Raw genomic sequence first — 15,231 nt, forward strand, 5'->3', positions numbered from 1 at the left:
ATGTTTCAAAATATCGGCATACCCGGATTAATCTTAATTTTGATCATTGCTCTCATCATATTTGGTCCATCTAAGTTACCTGAAATTGGACGGGCCTTTGGCAGCACACTGCGCGAATTTAAAAGCTCTACTAAGGATTTAATTTCAGACGATAAAGAAAAGGAACAATCCAAATAAAATGGAACTTTCATCAGTGGAGCTTTTGCTTCACCCCCACTGATGGTTTGTTGAGCCAAACGGACTTTTGCGGCAATTTAACCCAACCTTCGATTCACTTTCATTAGGTCACTGCCCGTTAATATAGGATAACTGGTTTGAAGATGTGAGCAGAAAGCTTACATCTTCCACTTTTTTTGGAATGAGAAAATCTGTATCTAATCAAAAGCATCCCTTTGGGGTATATGCAACCAATAGTGTCCCTATGAAATGCTGCCCTTCTCCTATTAATCCTCCTGATGCAGTTCTATATCCTCAACAAATCACCATAATATGCAACAGCGAAGCTTATTATATACCTCCAATAAGTTGCTTTACCTTCCATCCAAATTTTACTACATTTAAATATTTGAATATTTCGATATTTATCTTTATAATAGAAAAAAGGGTAAGGAGATGAGTTCTTATGGAAAAAAAGTATTTGCTTAATCCCCCACAACAACCTGAAGTAAAAATCCTGGATTCTTTATTCGCCGAAATGGTGTTAGACAAAGCTCTTCTTAATTTCCGTAAAGAGCAAATCCAAAAAGAAATTGATCACTCGCTACAGAATAAAAACAAAGAAGAATTCATGCGATTAACTGAGGAATTAAAGAATATTTCCTAAACTGCTGTATATATTTCGGGTAGACATAAAATGTTCAAACTATAAAAAAAGGGAAGAAGGTAGAAATACTTCTTCCCTTTTTTCATTAACTGAAAGAATTCATTCCTTTATGGACCAAACTACAATAATGATATTTTCCCCTTGATTAATTCGTTTAATTAACTTTTCAAGCCAATAAATTGTGTGCTCTATTCTAGTTGAAACATAGCCTCTCATAAATTCTGCAAACTTCTCGTGTTCTTTGTCTATCTGAAACTGCTTTTCAACATTGCTGATTTACTCTGCTTAATATATTTAATTCAGAATTTAGTAGTGATATAAAACAGGAATAAAAATGTGGTTTACGTCAGTCTCGGCTAATTACGGTACAGCAAACCGATGACGTTGAGTACTCATTGAGTGCGTATGATTCCTCTTTTCTGGCTCAATCCTGAATTTGGGTACTCATTGAGTGCGTATGATTCCCCTTTTCTGGCTCAACCCTGAATTTGGGTACTCATTGCTTGCGTATGATTCCTCTTTTCTGGCTCAACCCTGAATTTGGGTACTCATTGAGTGTGTATGATTCCTCTTTTCTGGCTCAACCCTGAATCTGGGTACTCATTGAGTGTGTATGATTCCTCTTTTCTGGCTCAACCCTGAATTTGGGTACTCATTGAGTGTGTATGATTCCTCTTTTCTGGCTCAACCCTGAATTTGGGTACTCATTGCTTGCGTATGATTCCTCTTTTCTGGCTCAACCCTGAATTTGAGTACTCATTGAGTGCGTATGATTCCCCTTTTCTGGCTCAACCCTGAATTTGGGTACTCATTGCTTGCGTATGATTCCTCTTTTCTGGCTCAACCCTGAATTTGAGTACTCATTGAGTGCGTATGATTCCCCTTTTCTGGCTCAACCCTGAATTTGGGTACTCATTGAGTGCGTATGATTCCCCTTTTCTGGCTCAACCCTGAATTTGGGTACTCATTGCTTGCGTATGATTCCTCTTTTCTGACTCAACCCTGAATTTGGGTACTCATTGCTTGCGTATGATTCCTCTTTTCTGGCTCACCCCTGAATTTGGGTACTCATTGAGTGCGTATGATTCCCCTTTTCTGGCTCAACCCTGAATTTGGGTACTCATTGAGTGTGTATGATTCCTCTTTTCTGGCTCAACCCTGAATTTGGGTACTCATTGAGTGCGTATGATTCCCCTTTTCTGGATCAACCCTGAATTTGGGTACTCATTGAGTGCGTATGATTCCTCTTTTCTGGCTCAACCCTAAATTTGGGTACTCATTGAGTGCGTATGATTCCTCTTTTCTGGCTCACCCCTGAATTTGGGTACTCATTGCTTGCGTATGATTCCTCTTTTCTGGCTCACCCCCTGAATGAAGGTAAAAAAATTCAAAGGTTATCATCTTAAGAGAAAATAATATTCAAGCAGAATCCCTATACGCAGACATAGAGATTCTGCTTTTTTCAATCATCGATCTGCTTTAAAAAAGTTAAGAGCTTTTCCATCCAGCGAATATTTTGCTCTGCTTGGCTAAATGCATGTTCACTAATAAATTGTACAGACTTCTGCTGTTTTTCACCGAGGAGTGCAAGACGTTTTTTGATTTCTTCTTTATTTTTAGTCTCTCTATATTGAGTCCATCTTTTCTTTTCTTGTTTGATAGCATCCTCTAGATAAAAAGCGGCTTTAACTGGATCAATATATTTCAACAGATAAATGGATATGTATAGGTCTTCTACCTTTGAAACTTTTTTATAACTGCTGTAAATCTCTTGTTCAAGAAAATGTCTTCCATCCTGAGTAATCCTGTACAGGGTTTTGTTTGGACGATTTTCTTTCTGAATGGATTCGACAGGTTCAATGAATCCTTTTTTCTTCAGCGCCTCAAAGTTATAGTAAAATTTTCCTTCACTCATTTTATTTATAGGTAGTGCATCAAGCAAAATTTTCTTTAATTTGTAAGGATGGCTATTTTCATCGGCTAAACTCCCGAGTATAAATAATGAAAGAGACAAGAGGAATTCTCCTTTCAGATAAAAATTCTTTAAACCCTTAAATTTTATCATATTAAGCTTCGTCATACTTCCGCTTTATACAATCGAATCGTTCCATTTTCTTATTATGTATAGCTGTTGACATCATCGAAGACCAGAAATCAACGCTAATTAAAACCGAATTCCAACCATATGCAGGTTCCATGTCCTATTTCCATTTACTCTATAAAAATTACTCTGATTAGAGTAATGTGGAAGTAGGGAGTGGTCACACCGGTATGATACTTTATTAAAAAGTAAAGGCAAGTTGTGTAATCCATTTTGAAGGAGGAATAGAATTATTATGAATAAAGAAGTCATTCCAATTAAAGAAATCACAAATTTCCAGTCACGTGCAGAGGAATTTTTTCCGATTGATTGGTATAAAGAAATGTTGCACCATCATCCTGTTTATTATCATGAAAAAACAAATACATGGAATGTGTTTAAATATGAAGATGTTAAACAGGTTTTAAGCAACTATGAATTCTTTTCAAGTGAAGGATCTAGAACAACTATTTTTGTTGGAGCTAATAACAAACAAGAAAAGCCTTCTCCTATAAACATTACAAATATGGACCCTCCTCAACATAGGAAGAGTCGCTCTTTATTGGCAGCAGCTTTCACTCCCCGCAGCTTGAAAAACTGGGAACCTCGTATTCAACAGATTGCAGCTGAACTTGTAGAAGACATAAAAGAGAACTCTGATGTTAATATAGTTGAAGCCTTGGCGTCTCCTTTACCCAGTCTAGTTATAGCCGATTTATTTGGGGTACCAATACAAGATAGGCATCAATTCAAAAAATGGGTTGATATCCTTTTCCAACCTTACGACAAAGAAAGGCTGGAAGAAATTGAACTAGAAAAACAAAACGCCGCAAACGAATATTTCCAATATCTCTACCCTATAGTTGTTCAAAAACGTTTGAATCTTTCTGACGATATTATCTCTGACTTAATCCAAGTTGAGGTAGATGGTGAAAAGTATACGGATGAGGAAATAGTGCAGGTCACAATGTTGCTTTTAGGTGCGGGTGTTGAAACAACCAGCCATGCGATCGCCAATACTTTCTATTCATTTCTCTATGATGATGAGTCATTATATGGGGTGCTAAAAAATAATTTGGAATTAGTGCCGCACGCAGTTGAAGAAATGCTCCGATACCGTTTTCAAATGTCACGAAGAGATCGTACTGTAAAACAAGACAATAATTTATTAGGCGTTGAGTTAAAAAAAGGAGACGTAGTCATCGCGTGGATGAGTGCATCCAACATGGATGAAAATATGTTTGACGATCCTTTCTCTCTAGACATTCATCGTTCAAACAATAAAAAGCATTTGACATTCGGAAATGGTCCACATTTCTGTTTAGGTGCACCTCTTGCACGATTAGAAATGAAAATTGCACTTGAGGCATTCTTACAAAAGTTTTCTCGTATCGAACCAGTAAATGAGTTTGAATTAGAAAAAAATTTAACTGCTTCAGCTACGGGACAGTCCTTAACTGATTTACCGATGAAGGTTTACAAGTAAGGATTAAGATATGTTAGTGGAATTTGGGAGCATCAGATCACTTCTGTTGTTCTCTTTTTTATTGATTCTGGTTAAATATCCTTTTTCAACTAAAGTATCAACTAAAAGCAATGTTCAATCGAAAAAAACTATGAATCACATTCCAACTGAAATGTAATCCATAGTTCCTTAAGTTAATGACATTGATTACCAAATCGGTTTTGCTTCAGAATCTACTCTTTTACTGTGAATTATATCTATGGGCTTTATTCTTTTAATTTCTCCTCCTGAGAAAGAGCACTACAAGCTGTAAATTCTTCTAAAGCATGCATGGCAAACCTCGCGTTGGGATAAGTGATCGAGCCGCCACCAATCACACCAATTTTGAGGGTTTCCATGGTTTCGTCGATGGTTGCCCCCGGCATTTAAGCAGCCTTCCATGTGATAGCAAATGCATTCATCGCAGCGGCTGACTATTGATATGGCTAATCCCATAGTGGTGTCCTTACCCTAACTGGCGTTTAAATGCTTTACTGGCGAAGAAGTAAGCGATGACCATGATGCCGACGCACCAGGCAAGCGCGATCCAGATGCCGTTGCCAACAGACCCATCATACAAGAGGGCACGAATCGCATTCACGATTGAAGTCACGGGCTGGTTCTCAGCGAACGCACGGACAATTTTAGGCATGGTTTCGGTGGGGACAAAGGCCGAACTGATAAACGGCAGGAAAATCAGCGGGTACGAGTAGGCTGTCGCCCCTTCCATAGACCTCGCTGTCAATCCGGGAATGACCGCCAGCCATGTCAGCGCCAGCGTAAACAGCCCGAGTATCCCGGCTACCGCGAGCCAATCCAGGATATCAGCGCTGGAACGGAAGCCCATCAAGAGCGCGACGAGGATAACCACCACGATAGTAAGCGCATTGGAAACAAGCGAGGTCAACACGTGAGCCCACAATACCGACGAGCGTTTGATGGGCATGGTAATGAAACGCGCCATCAGCCCGCTCTTTACATCCGTAAACAGCCGGACGGAAGTGTAAGCGACGCCGGATGCGATAGCCATCAGCAAGATTCCCGGCAATAAATAATTGACGTAGTTGTCCGTGCCTGTCTCTATGGCGCCGCCAAATACGTAGACAAACAGCAGCAGCATCATAATCGGCGTAATCGCCACCGTGATAATCGTATCCGGGCTGCGCATGATGTTGCGCATTAAACGCCCTAGTAATACCCCTGTTTTGCTTTTCATTTACTTCTCCTCCTTTTTGCCGATGATCGCGAGGAAAATTTCCTCCAATGTCGGCTGCTTTTCGATGTACTCCACTTTCGCCGGCGGGAACATCTCTTTGAGTTCGTTAAGGGTACCGGTCGTGATGATTTTTCCGCCATGCAGGATGGCGATACGGTCCGCCAGTTGTTCGGCTTCCTCCAGGTACTGGGTCGTCAGCAAGATGGTCGTGCCGCCGCCGGCAAGCTCCTTGACGGTATCCCAGACTTCAATCCGAGCTTCGGGGTCAAGCCCTGTCGTCGGTTCGTCGAGAAAAATGACTGATGGCGTCCCGATCAGGCTCATGGCGATGTCAAGCCGGCGCTTCATCCCGCCGGAATATTGGTCCGCCCGGCGGTTGGCTGCATCGGTCAGGCTGAATCTTGCAAGCAGATTGCCGGCGACTTGAGCGGGATTGGAAACTCCCCGCAACTTGGCGATCATCATCAGGTTTTCCCGCCCGGTGAGCATGCCGTCTAAAGCTGCGAACTGCCCTGTCAGGCTGATGCTCTGGCGAACATGATCCGGTTGACGCTGGACGTCAAAGCCGCTAACACCTACTTCGCCGCCATCGGCCTTCATCAGCGTCGAGAGGATGTTGACCGTCGTCGTCTTGCCCGCTCCATTTGAGCCCAGCAGTGCGAAAATTTCGCCGCGCCGCACCTCAAAATCCACCCCCTTTAAGACTTCCTTGTCTTTAAAGGATTTTTTTAACCCTTTTACAGAAATCGCTGCATTGCTCATACTTTTTTCCTCCTTATAATAAGCGCCTTGCGGAGCTAGATTGCCTATACTCTTCTATTCAGTCTGACTGATAATCAGTATAACTTATTACTGGTTGAAAATATAACTGAATAACGAAGGTGGCAATTCACATTTGTAACCAGCTATTCAGTCGGTATTATCTATTGAATTTATTTTTTTCCCAATCGCTTCATGATACTCTGATTCAAATCTTCACGATACTTGGCGACATAGGTTTTAGCATTTGCCACTAGTTCGTCGGCAAAGGACGCCACGTCGTCCCCAGTGATTTCCAGCACTTGTCTGCCTTCCGCCGCACCGGCTTCGAACAACTCGATTAATTCATACTGTATGTGCAGCATATCCATCCCGCTGCCCGCTGAGAAATTCCACATGTAGTTTTGAATTTTCTTAAATACAAACTGGTAGTCCTCTGGCAGGGCTTCAACCCGTGCCATCATCATTTTGTACTCTTTTTTATCACCAATCATTTTTTTGAACATTTCCATCATGTTATTTTTCCTCCTTTTTAATAAAGCTGAACAAGACACTCCAAAAATATCGTACGGAATATCTTATGAAGCTAGATTGACTTCAAGACGTTGATTTTTGATGATACAAAATCCCATTTTTTCCAAAACAATTCAAGTTCCTGGCGGCCAGCCTCATTAAGTGAGTAAAACTTGCGGGGCGGCCCCATATCTGAAGGTTTCTTTTCTACGTTCACCAGTTTTTTCTTTTCTAATCGCACGAGGATGGTGTAGACAGTCCCTTCCACGACTTCGGTAAACCCAAGCTGGTTCAGGCGGCGGGTGATCTCGTAGCCATAGGTTTCATGGCGGCTGATGATTTCCAGCACACAGCCTTCCAGCGAACCCTTCAGCATTTCAGTTAAATTTTCCATGTTCAGCGCCTCCTCTATTCTTTCCGACTTATATTCAGTATAACTTAGTACTAAAGAAAATTTTTACTGAATAGCTTTTGGGAAATCACGCCTTCCAGCGAACCCTTCAGCATTTCAGTTAAATTTCCCATGTTCAGGGCCTCCTCTATTTTGTCTGACTTATATTCAGTATAACTTAGTACTCAAGAAAATTTTTACTTAATAGCTTTTGGGAAACTACGCTATTAAGTATTGCTTATTACAAGTACATTGTAACACCGAGTAGCAGGGGTGTCAACTATTTTTCTTGAAATATTTTTGCAACTTCACTATTCAGTAGTGTTGGTATCCAGTGTGACCTACTACAGGTATATCGTAACACGTAGTAGGTTGACAGTCAACTGGATTTTCTAAATATTTTTAAAACCAGCTATCCCATTGGATACAACCGATTTTCATTATGGAGCTTTTACTTCCTCCTATGCTTCTTTCAAAATGATTACACCGCGGATTATTCCCCTCCAGCAGCTGTACATGTAGGTTCCCGGTTTCTCTGGTGTGAAAACGATGAGGTTTTCTCCTACTTTCATTGACCAATTCCTTCCGAATTAAACTTTCAAGTTTTTATTAAGATGTCTTATGTTTACAATATGCTTTTATCCTTACAATGCAATTGATGTGTAATTTACAACAAAATAAAAAGAGCACCTAGTCATTAGTTAGGTACTCTCAATGTTAATTAGTTAAATAAAAGTAATTTAAAGAATATTTTTGCCGAAAGTTTTAAGTATATCTTTACCTATCCGGCAGTTTTATGGGTAAAATCACACATTGTTATTTTTTCACCAAAATATGTATGGTGGAGACGGTGGGAGTCGAACCCACGTCCAGAAACATCGCCACTAAAGCGTCTACGAGTGTAGTTGATATATTCGCAGTTCGCTAACTCTTGTGCCTATCAACGGGCGTCGGAGCAGCTAGTCTGATTGGTCTCTTCCTTTATCCCCAGACGGAGGCATCAGGCGTAGCCCACTTAAAGTGAGTCCCTTACCCTACCACATGGGCGATGGAGGGAGGAACCGCTATAGTCTGTTATTAAGCAGCTAAAGCGAAGTTGTTGTTAGATTTGCCAGTTATTATTGGCGTGACGTTTTAACGAGGACGATCCCCTCGACTCGCAACTAAAGCTCGAACTATCCCTGTCGAATCCGTAACGTCCCCATGATAGTAAGATCGGCATGGAAGTTAATCCAGCTTCACTATGGGAAGTCCCTTAAAGGGAAACGGAAACGCTCATGAAAGATCAGAGCGGATATGAAATTGTGCTGTTTGTCTTACAAGTTCTATTATATCAGATAGAAACAAGAAATCAATTGTAAGTTATTGTCAATCAGTAGTCCTTCTGACGGTCGCGGAAAGCTCGTTCCACTTCGCGTTTCGCTTCTTTTTTCTTCAAGTCTTCACGTTTGTCATATTTCTTTTTACCCTTGCCTAAGCCAAGCAAAACCTTAGCAAAACCGTTTTTCAGGTAAACTTTCAAGGGAACAAGCGCATAACCCTCTTCTTTTGTAAGTCCGATCAGCTTGCTGATTTCTTTTCGGTGAAGCAATAGCTTTCTTGTTCTAAGGGGCTCATGATTATAGCGGTTGCCTTGTTCGTATGGCGAGATATGCATGTTATGAAGGAAAACCTCTCCCTGCTGCACTCTTGCGAAAGCGTCCTTTAAGTTAACGCGTCCAGCACGTATGGCTTTAATTTCCGTCCCCTGCAAAACAATGCCTGTTTCATACGTTTCTTCAATCGAATAGTCATGATTTGCTTTTTTATTTTGAGCAACGACTTTTCCAGATCCTTTAGGCATGCTGCATCCCCTTTCTCTCTCTATAACGATAGGCTATATTTTAACAAAATATGAATGGAAAAGGAAGCCTAGAGAGGCTCCCATCCTAAATGTTTTCTATTTAACGTTTTTTCTTTTTTACTTTTCGTTTACTTGCAGGAGCATTTTGAAACGATTTTTTCTTCTTTTTCTTTTTATTCGGATTTTGATTGCTCCAGCCATCATCAATACTGCCGCTTCGCTCTGCAGGTTTCTTGCCTTCATCTGATGATTTTCTTCTGCCTCTGCCCTCTTTAGCACCGCTTCTTTTGCCGCGGTCTCCTTTGATTACTTTAGGAGCATCACTTGGCTGGCGGCGTCTTGTCCCTTTCATGCCGACAATTTCGAAATCTACAGCACGTTCATCTTTGTTTACATTCACAACGCGTACTGTAATCTCATCACCGATGCGGTAGACGTTACCTGTCCGTTCGCCGATCATCGCATAATTCCGCTCATCATAACGGTAATAGTCGTCGGTCAGATAGCTGACGTGAACAAGACCTTCGATTGTATTAGGAAGCTCAACGAACATTCCAAAGTTCGTTACTGAGCTGATAATCCCGTCATATTCTTCCCCGACTTTATCAAGCATGTATTCCGTTTTCTTCAGGTCATCTGTTTCACGCTCAGCATCAACTGCCCGGCGTTCCATATTCGATGATTGATCCGCGATCATGTCCATTTTTTCTGCCCATTTTGTTTTTGTTGCTTCATCCACCTTGCCTTCAATTAAGTAGGTGCGGATTAAGCGATGGACAATTAAATCCGGATAACGGCGGATCGGTGATGTGAAATGAGTATAGAACTCCGTTGAAAGACCAAAATGCCCCAGACTTTCAGGATCATATTTAGCCTGCTTCATCGATCTCAGCATGACAGTGGATATAACCATTTCCTCAGGCTGTCCCGCTACATCATCTAAAATATCCTGAAGGGCACGAGGGTGAATTGTGTTTGCTGTTCCTTTTACGGCGTATCCAAAGTTCGTTACAAATTCCAGGAATCGCTGCAGTTTTTCCGCATTAGGTTCTTCATGTATGCGGTAAATAAACGGCACATTCATCCAATGGAAATGCTCTGCAACTGTTTCGTTTGCAAGCAGCATGAATTCTTCAATCAAACGTTCAGCAACAGTGCGTTCACGTATGACAACATCATGAGGCTTTCCTTCTTTATCAACCAGCACTTTTGCTTCTTTAAAATCAAAGTCAATTGCCCCGCGGGTCATCCTTTTATTGCGGAGTATTTGCGCAAGCTTTTCCATCCTTTGAAACATTGGTACTAGCGATTCATATTTCTCAAGCAGTTCTGGCTTTTGATCAACCAGTATTTCCTTTACATCAGAATATGTCATGCGCTCTGTCGTTTTGATTACGCTCTGGAAAATTTCGTGCTTTACAACTTCCCCTTGACTGTTGATTTCCATCTCACAAGAGAGCGTCAGGCGATCCACCTTTGGATTAAGGGAACAAATGCCATTTGATAAACGGTGCGGAATCATCGGAATAACGCGGTCAACTAAATAAACGCTCGTTGCGCGCTCTAATGCTTCCTTATCAATTGGAGAGTTCTCTGTCACATAGTGACTGACATCCGCGATATGAACTCCTAATTTGTAATTTCCATTTTCAAGCTCTGTAACGGTAACTGCATCATCCAAATCTTTTGCATCCGCACCGTCAATTGTGACAATGACCTCATTGCGAAGATCCCTGCGGCCCTTGATATCTTCTTCACTGATTGTTTCAGGAACATCATTGGCCTGTTCTAATACCTCTACCGGGAAAGCCTGCGGAAGACCATGCTTATGAATAACAGATAGAATATCAACGCCTGGATCGTTTTTATGTCCAAGAATCGCAATGACTTCTCCTTCTGCACTCATTCTTCCTTCTGGGTATGTTGTCAGGTGAACAACCACTTTGTGTCCTTCAATTGCTCCATTTGAAGCTTTTTTAGGAATGAAAATATCATTTGGAATCTTTTTATCATCGGGGATGACAAAACCAAAGTTTTTACTCTCTGTATAAGTTCCGACAACCTCTTTCAGACCGCGCTCTACAATGCGGATTACTGTGCCTTCCTGTCTGCTCCCGCTCGATTCGGTGCTGACTCTGACCAGGACAGTATCCCCGTGCATGGCGTTATTTAGCTCACTCGGCGGAATAAACACATCTCCTTGATTTGGATCCTCTGTAATAACAAATGCAAATCCTTTAGCATGTCCGCTGACTTTTCCTCGAATTAAATTCATTCGTTCCGGCAAGCCGTAGCGGTTGCTTCTTGTGCGCACAATCAGACCTTGTTCCTCCATCATCACAAGAGCTTTTACAAACTCCTTGAATTCAGAAGAATCCTCAATTCCAAACGCTTCTTCAAGCTCCTGGACGGTTAAAGGCTTGTATGCTTCTTCTTTCATAAAAGAAAGCAGTTTATCAATATGTATCTTCATATTATTATCCATTTGCGTCCCTCCTTTTGGGATTATTGCCAATCAAGACTTTCTAAAAACTCATGCACATCTGCATGGAGCTGATCGCGCTCTTTATCCAGTGTGATGACATGTCCTGATTCTTCGTACCATTTTAAATGCTTGTTATTAGATTCTACTTCGTTATAAATAATATTTGCACTATCTGTATTAATCATGTGGTCATGTCTTGCTTGAGCGACAAATGCCGGCGAATAAACCATATCCACATTATTTCTTACATCTGCAATCAGTTCCTGAAGAGCCCTAAGAGTATTCATTGGCGTTTTTTCAAATTGTTTCATTTCCTCTTCGATTTCTGCTTCTGATTTTCCTTCGAATTTCTTAAAGTTGCGGGCATACTCTAAAATCCCCTTGTACATCACATCTTCACTCTTGATATACATAGGGGCACACATCGGAACAATACCCTTTACAGGTACAGTGTAACCCAATTTGACAGAAAACACACCGCCAAGAGATAAACCGGCAACCGCGATCGATTTATGCCCGCGCTCTTTCAGCAGATTATAGCCGTCCATCACGTCCTTCCACCAATCTTCAGGACCAGTGTGCACAAGCTCTTCAGGCGGTACACCATGGCCTTTGTATTGAGGGGCGTGACAAGTATACCCTCTCTCATTCAAATAGCGTCCAAGCATCCTTACGTCAGCTGTGTTGCCCGTAAAACCGTGCAGAAGCAGGACGGCACGGTCTCCGCCTTCAAATGTAAATGGTTTTGGCCATACTCTCTTCATTTTAAAAACTCCTTTTATGTAAGTATCTTTTTATAATGTTCCATCATCTGTTTCTATTTAAACAAACGTTTGATTAAAGGGCAAAAATGTTGATTCATTAAGGGATTCTGGATAAATGACAAAAGGGAGTCTGATAAGAATCAGACCCCCATTCGATCAATGTCATGTATTAAAATCCAGCGTACGAAACCGCAATCGTCAGTATAAAAAAGAGAACTGATAACACGACTGTCGCACGATGAAGCACCAAATCCATTCCGCGTGCTTTTTGTTTCCCGAAAAGCTGTTCAGCTCCTCCGGAGATAGCACCTGATAAACCAGCACTTTTCCCTGACTGAAGTAAAACAACAGTAATAAGAGCAATACTTACAATTACAAGTAATGTGATTAATAAAATGTGCATGGACGACACCTCCTAAAACCCGGTTAGCATTATTTTCAATTTACCATATTGAAAGCCAAATGTCACTATCATTCGAATGTATGTCCCATCTTTATTCTTAGCCTCACGAAACAATTCTTTTGAGGGAAAAGCTTCTTATATGATATGCTACTTAGATAGTTTGGCAGAAAGAAGGGAAAACCTTGAAGAACACGCGCATCTATCTTATCTTGATCGGTGTTATGCTCATATGGGGACTTAACGTGCCTTTACTCAAAATCATTGTTGAAAGCTTTATGCCTGTTACGGTAACAGCCGTACGAATTTTTACTGCAAGTATTTGTGTACTCATTATCTTATCCTTTTTAAAACTTCTTCGCAAACCGACTGCCAAGGAAACGATGTATATTGCAGGCGGCGGCCTGCTGAACGTTGTGTGCCATCACTATTTCCTTTCAGTAGGACTGACAATGACCACTTCTACAAATGGAGGCTTGATACTTGGCCTTGGTCCTATGCTTACAGCCATCTTATCCATTCTCTTTCTGAATCAAAGACTGACAGTCATACGATTTACAGGTTTTGTGCTGGGACTGACTGGAGTAGGATTTACCATTTTAGCAGGAAGCAAAGGCATCAGCAGCATGAATACGGGAGATATCTATATCTTCATATCTATTTTCACACAGGCCTGCAGCTTCATTATTATTAAAAAAGCGTGCCGGACACTTGATCCTCGCTTAATGACAGGCTATATGCTTTTCTTCGGCTCAATGATCCTATTTGTCATCAGTTTGTTTACTGAACCTGAAGGAATAAAGAGCCTCTTTCATGGTACACCTGCTGTATGGGGAGTCTTTTTCGCATCAGCCATTCTCGCAACCGCGATCGGGCATATGACATATAATTTTGCAATTGGAATGGTCGGTCCTGCAGAAACATCCATCTTTATGAATCTGAGCACATTTTTTGCTCTCGCAGGATCTGCTCTTATTTTAAAAGAAGCCATTTTGCCTTCTCACTTAGTCGGACTTTGCTTCATTGTTACTGGCGTCATCTTGGGGTCAGGAGCCTATGAAGAATTCAGGTATCGTCATAAACTCAACAAACATGAAGCTTCGTCTTCTGGTTAAACAGCGCCTTTGTTTTAGGATGCTGTTTTTTTATTGGATGGATATGAGAATTGCCGCTGAAAAATTGGATTTTGGAGATTTGCGGTATTTTTATGCTCATTTTATGATGTGATAAAGGAGGTATCATAATTGATAATGAAAGAGAGATGTGAACCATTAGAGTTAAAGATTTATAAGAGCTTGAGTTCTCGAATGGATCTTATTCCAAAAGACAAAAATCACTTTGATAACCTTTTGAAAGGGTATGAAGGGGAGAAGAGGTTTGATGATTGGATTAACGCAAGTGAGAGTGATGGGATCCTTTTGAATGACCTTTTGTTTGAGACAAACAATACATTTTATCAGATAGATTCCTTGTACGTTGCTCCTCACACAATTTACCTTTTCGAGGTGAAAAACTATTCAGGCGATTTCTTTATTGAAGGAGAGAAATGGTATTCATCTTCAAGGCTTGAAATCAAAAGTCCCATTTTACAGCTAAAAAGAAACGAATCATTGTTCAGGAGATTGCTGCAGGAAAATAAATTCTCGTTTTCAGTTGAAGCGTATGTTGTGTTTATAAACCACGAATTTCATCTTTATCAAGCTCCCCCTACTTTACCAATTATTTATCCTTCCCAATTAAATCGTTATGCAGAGAAATTCAATAAAAACGCGATAGCTTCAAACGGGGTTTACCCGAAGCTTGCGGAAAAGCTTTTGTCACTTCACGTGAATGAATCTCCTTACTCGCGCTTGCCAGAGTATAGGTATGAAGAAGTTAGAAAGGGGATTGTTTGTGGGAAATGCGGAAAATTAAATCTTTCGTTATATAAAAAAACACTATTGCTGTGCAGTGATTGTAACGAAACGGAGATCTATAAGGAAGCTGTTTTAAGGTGCGTGAATGAATTCAAACTGCTTTTCCCTGACAAGAAAATAACCGCGGACCAAATAGACGATTGGTGTGGAAATATAAAGAATAAAAGATCGATTCAAAGAATTCTCAGGGAGAATTTTGTTAGAGTCGGGCATGGAAAAACTACTAATTATACGGATGTACAATGATAAAGTTTAGTTTGTTTTTCTATTTTAAAATTTACGCACTTCTTTCCTACCGGATAGCCTTCTTTGTGCTGCTAACTTCGTTTTGGCGCACTTCCTCCCTGCTGGAGTGCCTTCTTTGTGCTGCTAACTTCGTTTTGGCGCACTTCCTCCCTGCCGGAGTGCCTTCTTTGTGCTACAAACTTCGTTTTGGTGCACTTCCTCCCTGCCGGAGTGCCTTCTTTGTGCTGCTAACTCCTTTTTGGCGCACTTCCTCCCTGCAGGAGTGCCTTCTTTGTGCTGCTAACTCCGTTT

Annotated in this window: 15 protein-coding genes and 1 other RNA gene; 5 read left to right on the forward strand and 11 right to left on the reverse strand. The window is 41.0% G+C overall.

Annotated features, from left to right (window positions below):
- Window positions 1-177, forward strand: coding sequence for a twin-arginine translocase TatA/TatE family subunit (gene tatA / locus QLQ22_RS22680; RefSeq protein WP_252207494.1), 177 nt, complete (start codon window positions 1-3; stop codon window positions 175-177).
- A 445-nt stretch (window positions 178-622) separates the two neighbouring features.
- A complete protein-coding gene (locus QLQ22_RS22685) occupies window positions 623-823 on the forward strand; it encodes an IDEAL domain-containing protein (RefSeq protein ID WP_223438236.1) in 201 nt (66 codons plus the stop codon).
- Window positions 824-2,285: 1,462 nt separating this feature from the next.
- Here QLQ22_RS22685 and QLQ22_RS22690 read toward each other — a convergent pair.
- Window positions 2,286-2,837: a PadR family transcriptional regulator gene (locus QLQ22_RS22690; protein WP_223438238.1), complete on the reverse strand. Its 552-nt coding sequence runs from the start codon at window positions 2,835-2,837 to the stop codon at window positions 2,286-2,288.
- A gap of 322 nt (window positions 2,838-3,159) precedes the next feature.
- Here QLQ22_RS22690 and QLQ22_RS22695 point away from each other — a divergent pair, with 322 nt between their 5' ends.
- Window positions 3,160-4,389 carry a cytochrome P450 gene (locus QLQ22_RS22695; protein ID WP_284015624.1) on the forward strand — a complete coding sequence of 410 codons (1,230 nt, stop codon included), beginning with the start codon at window positions 3,160-3,162 and terminating at the stop codon, window positions 4,387-4,389.
- 245 nt (window positions 4,390-4,634) lie between these two features.
- Here QLQ22_RS22695 and QLQ22_RS22700 read toward each other — a convergent pair whose 3' ends face one another.
- The 10 genes from QLQ22_RS22700 to secG all read right to left on the reverse strand — a co-directional run bounded on the left by QLQ22_RS22700 (window position 4,635) and on the right by secG (window position 12,781).
- A complete protein-coding gene (locus QLQ22_RS22700; protein ID WP_223438242.1) occupies window positions 4,635-4,793 on the reverse strand; it encodes a hypothetical protein in 159 nt (52 codons plus the stop codon).
- A gap of 80 nt (window positions 4,794-4,873) precedes the next feature.
- Window positions 4,874-5,623 (reverse strand): ABC transporter permease, encoded by a 750-nt coding sequence (locus QLQ22_RS22705; protein WP_284015625.1) that lies wholly within the window; start codon window positions 5,621-5,623, stop codon window positions 4,874-4,876.
- Window positions 5,624-6,385: an ABC transporter ATP-binding protein gene (locus QLQ22_RS22710; RefSeq protein WP_284015626.1), complete on the reverse strand. Its 762-nt coding sequence runs from the start codon at window positions 6,383-6,385 to the stop codon at window positions 5,624-5,626.
- Window positions 6,386-6,555: 170 nt separating this feature from the next.
- Window positions 6,556-6,897 (reverse strand): DUF1048 domain-containing protein, encoded by a 342-nt coding sequence (locus QLQ22_RS22715; protein ID WP_252207502.1) that lies wholly within the window; start codon window positions 6,895-6,897, stop codon window positions 6,556-6,558.
- A 71-nt stretch (window positions 6,898-6,968) separates the two neighbouring features.
- Window positions 6,969-7,289 carry a PadR family transcriptional regulator gene (locus QLQ22_RS22720; RefSeq protein WP_252207504.1) on the reverse strand — a complete coding sequence of 107 codons (321 nt, stop codon included), beginning with the start codon at window positions 7,287-7,289 and terminating at the stop codon, window positions 6,969-6,971.
- An 836-nt stretch (window positions 7,290-8,125) separates the two neighbouring features.
- Window positions 8,126-8,489, reverse strand: a transfer-messenger RNA (tmRNA) gene (gene ssrA / locus QLQ22_RS22725).
- Window positions 8,490-8,658: 169 nt separating this feature from the next.
- A complete protein-coding gene (gene smpB / locus QLQ22_RS22730; protein ID WP_223438251.1) occupies window positions 8,659-9,129 on the reverse strand; it encodes an SsrA-binding protein SmpB in 471 nt (156 codons plus the stop codon).
- Between the two features lie 100 nt (window positions 9,130-9,229).
- Window positions 9,230-11,614, reverse strand: a complete 2,385-nt coding sequence (gene rnr / locus QLQ22_RS22735) for a ribonuclease R (RefSeq protein ID WP_240549804.1) — start codon at window positions 11,612-11,614, stop codon at window positions 9,230-9,232.
- Between the two features lie 20 nt (window positions 11,615-11,634).
- Complete coding sequence (locus QLQ22_RS22740) at window positions 11,635-12,378, reverse strand: alpha/beta hydrolase (protein ID WP_252207506.1); 744 nt, start codon at window positions 12,376-12,378, stop codon at window positions 11,635-11,637.
- A gap of 169 nt (window positions 12,379-12,547) precedes the next feature.
- Window positions 12,548-12,781 (reverse strand): preprotein translocase subunit SecG, encoded by a 234-nt coding sequence (gene secG / locus QLQ22_RS22745; RefSeq protein ID WP_070874455.1) that lies wholly within the window; start codon window positions 12,779-12,781, stop codon window positions 12,548-12,550.
- Window positions 12,782-12,963: 182 nt separating this feature from the next.
- Here secG and QLQ22_RS22750 point away from each other — a divergent pair, with 182 nt between their 5' ends.
- Together QLQ22_RS22750 and QLQ22_RS22755 are read left to right on the forward strand one after the other, a co-directional pair.
- On the forward strand, window positions 12,964-13,893 hold the full coding sequence (locus QLQ22_RS22750; protein WP_223438255.1) for a DMT family transporter: 930 nt from the start codon (window positions 12,964-12,966) through the stop codon (window positions 13,891-13,893).
- 135 nt (window positions 13,894-14,028) lie between these two features.
- A complete protein-coding gene (locus QLQ22_RS22755; RefSeq protein WP_284016929.1) occupies window positions 14,029-14,940 on the forward strand; it encodes a nuclease-related domain-containing protein in 912 nt (303 codons plus the stop codon).
- Window positions 14,941-15,231 lie beyond the last annotated feature (291 nt).

The sequence above is a fragment of the Metabacillus hrfriensis genome, from assembly GCF_030127205.1.
GTDB classification, from domain to species: domain Bacteria; phylum Bacillota; class Bacilli; order Bacillales; family Bacillaceae; genus Bacillus_P; species Bacillus_P dongyingensis.